Annotated in this window: 6 protein-coding genes; 4 read left to right on the top strand and 2 right to left on the bottom strand. The window is 63.5% G+C overall.

Annotation, left to right across the window (positions count from 1 at the left end; genetic code table 11):
- Positions 1 to 986, bottom strand: a 986-nt coding sequence (locus KAZ48_01095) for a NarK/NasA family nitrate transporter (protein MBP7971366.1), incomplete at its 3' end; no start/stop codon positions are given.
- 159 nt (positions 987 to 1,145) lie between these two features.
- Between KAZ48_01095 and KAZ48_01090 the strand changes: the two genes are divergently transcribed.
- The 4 genes from KAZ48_01090 to KAZ48_01075 are packed head-to-tail and all read left to right on the top strand — an operon-like array spanning position 1,146 to position 4,291.
- On the top strand, positions 1,146 to 1,577 hold the full coding sequence (locus tag KAZ48_01090; GenBank protein ID MBP7971365.1) for a helix-turn-helix transcriptional regulator: 432 nt from the start codon (positions 1,146 to 1,148) through the stop codon (positions 1,575 to 1,577).
- Positions 1,574 to 2,350, top strand: coding sequence for a molybdate ABC transporter substrate-binding protein (gene modA, locus KAZ48_01085; GenBank protein MBP7971364.1), 777 nt, complete (start codon positions 1,574 to 1,576; stop codon positions 2,348 to 2,350). The genes KAZ48_01090 and modA overlap by 4 nt, the downstream gene beginning before the upstream one ends.
- Positions 2,347 to 3,207 carry a molybdate ABC transporter permease subunit gene (modB, locus tag KAZ48_01080; protein MBP7971363.1) on the top strand — a complete coding sequence of 287 codons (861 nt, stop codon included), beginning with the start codon at positions 2,347 to 2,349 and terminating at the stop codon, positions 3,205 to 3,207. Before modA ends, modB begins: the two co-directional genes overlap by 4 nt.
- On the top strand, positions 3,200 to 4,291 hold the full coding sequence (locus tag KAZ48_01075) for an ABC transporter ATP-binding protein (protein MBP7971362.1): 1,092 nt from the start codon (positions 3,200 to 3,202) through the stop codon (positions 4,289 to 4,291). The genes modB and KAZ48_01075 overlap by 8 nt, the downstream gene beginning before the upstream one ends.
- On the opposite strand, the gene KAZ48_01070 is transcribed toward KAZ48_01075, so the two are convergent.
- A complete protein-coding gene (locus KAZ48_01070) occupies positions 4,278 to 5,492 on the bottom strand; it encodes a molybdopterin molybdotransferase MoeA (protein MBP7971361.1) in 1,215 nt (404 codons plus the stop codon). The genes KAZ48_01075 and KAZ48_01070 overlap by 14 nt on opposite strands.
- Positions 5,493 to 5,605: the final 113 nt, after the last annotated feature.

Here is a 5,605-nt window from a genome sequence, read left to right as displayed (position 1 = left end):
ACGAGCATCGTTCCGAACGACCAGTACAGAACGCGCCGCGCGCCCAGGTGATCGGACAGTGATCCGCCGACTGGTCGCAGCAGGGAGGCCGGAAAGATGAACAGCGCAGTCAGTAGCGCGGCCGAGGACAGCGGCAGGCCGTAGACGTCCACGTAGTACTTGGGCAGCCAGGCCGACAGCGCGACATAGGCGCCAAAGACCACGACGTAGTAGAGCGAGAATCGCCATACCCGCATCTGCTTCAGCGGTCGAACCATTTCTCTCATTGATCGGCCACGGCCCGGCTTGCGGTCCACGCGCGGGACAATCGCGCCGAGGAATCCAGCCATGATCAGCAGCAGCACCGCGTAGAGGAATGGCACGAACCGCCAGCCGCCTGGCACGAAGCCGCCGAAGTACCCGGCGACTGGCACCAATGCGATGAGCGCTGGGCCAATGAGCTTGGTCACGCTCGCGCCCACATTGCCCGCGCCGAAGACGCCGAGGGCAAAGCCTTGGTGATTCTGCGGATACCAGGCGGACACCCAGGCGATTCCCGCGCTGAACGAGTTGCCAGCGAAGCCGGCGAGGAAAGCAAAGATCAGCAGCTGCGTGAAGCCAGTCGCTTGGGAGACCAGGTAGGTGGGAATCGCCGTGAAGACCAGCATGGCCAGGAAAACTCTTCGGCCGCCGAATCGATCAGCAGCGATTCCGGTGAGCAGCCGCCAGATCGAGCCGTTGAGAATGGCCACCGCGATTAGCCAGGACAGTTGGACGTCGGTCAAACCGAACTCGGTGCGAATCGGGATGCCCAAGACTCCGAACATCAGCCACACCGCGAACATCAGGGTGAAGGCGATGGTGCTCATCGTCAGAACGCGACGTCGACCGCTGAGGTCTTCTCGCGTGGGGTTGCTGATGGGTTCCACGATCGAACCGGAGGATGCCGGGCCGCTGACAACCTCGTCGCCCGTCGACCGTGTCAGCGACGCAGCACCCTCACCCATGCGTCAATGTTCCCACGGGAAATCCCGTGAAAATGCCGACGAAGCCTCGTTTGGCTAGGACTAAAGTCCCGAATCTGCGGAACAACCCAGTTGTTGCTGAGCGTATGTGCGGCGATGTAGGAGCGATCTAGGAGTAGAAGCGTCTGTTAAACTTCGTCCATGACGCAGTTGCGGATTGGCGAGGTCGCGAGCCTCTTGGGTATCAGTGATGACACGGTACGGCGCTGGTGCGACTCAGGACGGCTGGTCGCCAGCCAGGACCCATCCGGTCGGGTGGTCGTCAACGGCGAAGATCTGGCGGCCTTCATGGTGACGGAACGCTCAACCCAGGCAGCCAGCGAGACCCTTGTGCGCAACGCCGAGCATCTGGGTACTTCCGCGCGCAATCGCTTCGTCGGGATCGTGACCGGGGTATCGCGCGACGGGATCATGGCCCAAGTTGAGATTCAGTCTGGGCCACATCGGGTGGTTTCGCTGATGAGCCGCGAGGCCGCCGATGATCTGGGCCTTGAACCGGGTGTCCTTGCCGTCGCATCGGTCAAAGCGACGAACGTGGCAATCGATGCCGCAAGAGTCCGGGGAGTCACGTGAGGAGTGTGAAAGCAGGCGCGGTCGTCGCGATTGCGGTAGTCGCTGGAACCGCGTTGACAGGTTGCTCAAGCCAGCGCACGGACGCGACCGATCCGGGAGCGACCACAACGATCACGGTTGCGGCCGCGGCGTCGCTAGCCGACGCAATGGATCAGTTGGTTGCGAGTTACTCCGCGGCTCACCCCGGAACCAAGGTGAAGGTGACGACTGGCAGCAGCGCAACTTTGGCTGCGCAACTGGCGGCTGGCGCACCGATCGACGTTCTCGCTTCCGCTGGTGTTGAGGTCATGAATCGATCCATCTCCGACGGCACCGTCAGGGCGCCTCTCGATTTCGCGACGAACAGCCTGGAAGTTGCGACGCCGGTGAAGAATCCCGCCGCACTACGCACGTGGACGGACATCGCGCGCCCGACGGTTGCGGCGGCTCGATGTGCCGTGCCGGCTCCGTGCGGAACCGCGACCGATCAGCTGCTTGAGCGATCCAGGCTGACTCCAAACTTCGTCTCGGAAGACCCGGATGTTCGTGCCGTCCTGACCCGTGTCCGACTGTCACAGGTAGATGCTGGTCTGGTCTACCGAACGGATGTCCAGTCTGCGGGCAAGTCGGTGAAGGGTCTTGCAATCCCAGCCGACGTCAACGTTTCGACGCGCTACCAAGCGGCGGTGGCAGTCAACGCTGGCAGTGCGCCGGCAGCCACCTCGTTCGTGAACTATCTGCAAAGCCCACCAGCCCAGAAGATCTTGGGGCAGTTGGGCTTTGGCTCCCCGTGACGACCACTACCGCACCACGGCCGAATCCCGGGCACAGGCGGGCCCGACCCCGAATCGGACCCAGTGGCGCCGTCAGCACCTGGTTGAAAGTCATCGCGAGTTTGGGTGCAGCCTTCCTCACGTTGCCCCTCCTCATGCTGCTCCTGCGCGCCCCGTGGGGATCGATGGGCCAAGCGCTTTCTTCCACCACAGCCAAACAGGCGCTGGCGTTGTCTGCGTTCTCCGCAACCGCTGCCACCATCTGTGCGCTGTTCTTGGGGCTGCCCCTCGCATTTGTCTTAGCGAAGTCGCATTCGCGCAAAAGTTGGCTGCTCAGGGCAATTGTGCTGGTGCCGCTGGTGCTGCCGCCTGTCGTCGGCGGGACCGCTCTCCTGCTGGCGTTCGGGCGCACGAGCATCCTAGGCGGTTTGGCCTACCGCGCGTTCGGGGTGCAGTTGCCCTTCACAACTGCCGGGGTCGTCGTCGCTGAGACATTCGTGGCTTTGCCATTCATCGTGTTGACGTTGGAGGCAGCGATTCGCAGCCACGGTGATCGCCTCGATCAGGCCGCCGCCACGTTGGGTGCGAGCCGCTGGCAGACCATCAGGTTCGTCACCGTTCCCATTCTGGGACCCGCCATTGTCGCGGGCGCCATGCTCGGATTCGCGAGGGCACTGGGGGAGTTCGGCGCGACGATCACCTTCGCTGGCAGTTTTCCAGGCACTACCCAGACCCTGCCGTTGGCGATCTATCAGGCGCTAGAGACACAACCTGATACGGCTGCGGCATTGAGTGTGGTCCTCCTCGGATTCACCGCGTTGGCACTCGTGCTATTGCGAGGCCGGTTGTCTGGCTGGGGTCGTGGCGCCGATGCTTGACGCGGACATCCGGTTACACAAAGGGACCTGGCGCCTATCTGCTTCGCTGGGCGCCCGGTCAGGTCAGACCGTCGCGGTCGTCGGGCCAAACGGTTCCGGTAAGACCAGTTTGTTGCATGCCCTCGCTGGGATAACACCGCTAGCTGACGGATTTGTCACTTACGCGGACGACAGCTGGGACGATCCGTCGCGCAGACTGCTGGTTCGCCCGGACCTGCGCGACGCAGCAATCTGCTTTCAAGACGCACGACTTTTCCCACACCTGTCGGTCCTGGACAATGTTGCATTCGCGGGCAGGTGCTCGGGCCTCTCCAAGAGTGAGTCCCGCAGCCAGGCGATCGAGTGGATTGACCGATTTGGTCTGGCCGGGCTTGCCGACCGCAAACCCGGTCAGCTGTCGGGCGGTCAGGCACGTCGGGCCTCGCTCGCCCGGACTCTGGCGACCCACGCCTCGTTGCTATTGCTCGATGAGCCGACCGCGTCTCTGGACGGACCGTCTGTAGTAGAAATCCGCGAATTGCTTCGTTCCGTTCTGGCCGATCGTCAGGGCGTCGCTGTGGTTGTCAGCCACGATCCTCGGGACGTCCTGGGTTTGGCTGATCGCATCGTCGTACTTGAAGACGGAAACGTCATCAATGCCGGTACGGCGACCCAAATCGCCTCCCAGCCAGGTTCTGCCTACGTCGCGGACCTCGTCGGAGCCAATCTGATTTCCGGCAGTGCGTCCGAAGGTCTGTTCATCACCGCAACCGGCGCAACGTTCGCCGCACCGTCGCAACTCAACGGTTCCGTTCTTGCCGCGATCCCGACGCGGTCCGTTCGGGTGTCGATCGCCGATCCAGTCAGTTCGGCACAGACCCCGGGCGTCATGCGGTGGGTGGCAACGGTGGCGGCCGTCGAGCATCAGTGGGCCGATGTCCGCATCCGTCTGCGCGGGCAGATTGAACTCCTTGCTGACATTCCCCTTGCATCGTTCGGTTCACGCAGCTTCGTTCCCGGTGACCGGGTCAGCGTGGAAGTCAGCGCAGCTGACGTCAGCGTCTATCCCGCACCAGATCGGGGATCGCGACCTATCCGTAGGTGAGGATCTGAACCTCCGCCTCCGCATGCAAGAGTTCCTCGCCTGGGGGAACTGAAATCAAGCAGTTCGCGCGTGCCAGTGCGGCCATCAGGTGCGAGCCGGGTCCGCCGATGAGGCTCACCCGGTTGGTCGCGGCATTGAGATGAGCCCGCGGAAATGTGTGCAGTGACTCCCGAGGCATGACCCGCTCGGCCAGCGTCGCCCGTTTCCACAAGGGTGTCGGCCGAGTCCAACCTGCGAGCTTGCGAATCAGAGGTTCCGCGAAGAGTTTGAAGGAGACAAAGGCGCTGACGGGATTTCCGGGAAAGGTCAGGATGGGCACACCGGCATACGTTCCGAGTCCCTGCGGACGGCCTGGCTGCATGGCTACCGGCAGGAACTGAACCGTTGGCTCGCTGGCCAGGACATCCTTCATCACCTCATACGCTCCGGCGCTGACTCCACCGGTCGTCACGATCAGGTCGCTGGTCTCGGCCGCCCGGTCGAGCACGCGCCGAGCGTGTGCCGGGTCGTCATCGCCGACAGCGACGACTCTGATCGCATCAGCATCAGCGCGGGAAGCGAGAGCCTGCAGGGCAAAGGAGTTCGAGTCGAAGATGGCGCCGAGCGGCAACGAGGTTGGCTGCCCCGGTTCAACCAACTCTGATCCGGTTGAGATGACGCAGACCCGCGGTCGGCGGTGGACGAGCAATTCACCGTGCCCGAACGCTGCCGCAGCGCTCAATTGTGCTGGCCCCATCACCGTCCCGGCCGACAGGAGCTCCACCCCAGCTCGCACATCCTCCCCGCGATGGCGAACGTTGACGCCCGCCTCCACCGGCTGGTACATCGTTACCGCGTCAGTGCCGCCATCTGTCCATTCGACCTTGATCACAGCGTCAGCGCCCGGGGGAATGGGGGCACCGGTCATGATCCGAGCTGCGGTGCCAGGAACCAAGGGGCGCTGCTCCCCAGTCTGCGGGGCAGCCGGGATATCAGCCGATACGGGCAGAGTAATGGGGGTATCGGACAGGTCAACGGCCTTAACTGCGTAGCCGTCCATCGCCGAGTTGTCGAATCCGGGGAGGTCAGCGGTGGAAACCAGCGGCTCGGCCAGGACAGTCCCGAGCGCGGAGGGAAGCGGGACCCGCTGGCCTGGCAGTGCGCCAGGAACCAGGCCGAGTACCGCTGCTGTGTGGTCGGCAACTGTCGTCAGGCGAGGCATGAGTTCACCTTGCCAGGCGGCCGGTCAACGGGTCGACCCGGCATAGAATCGTCGACGTCATGAACCGGGTTGGTGCAATCGTCGTCGCGGGGGGTCGCGCATCGAGGATGGGT

The sequence above is a fragment of the Candidatus Nanopelagicales bacterium genome (genome assembly GCA_018003655.1).
Lineage (GTDB): Bacteria > Actinomycetota > Actinomycetes > S36-B12 > UBA10799 > JAGNDY01.
Note: the sequence above shows the minus strand (reverse complement) of the source record. Positions and strands in the feature narration are given on the sequence as shown.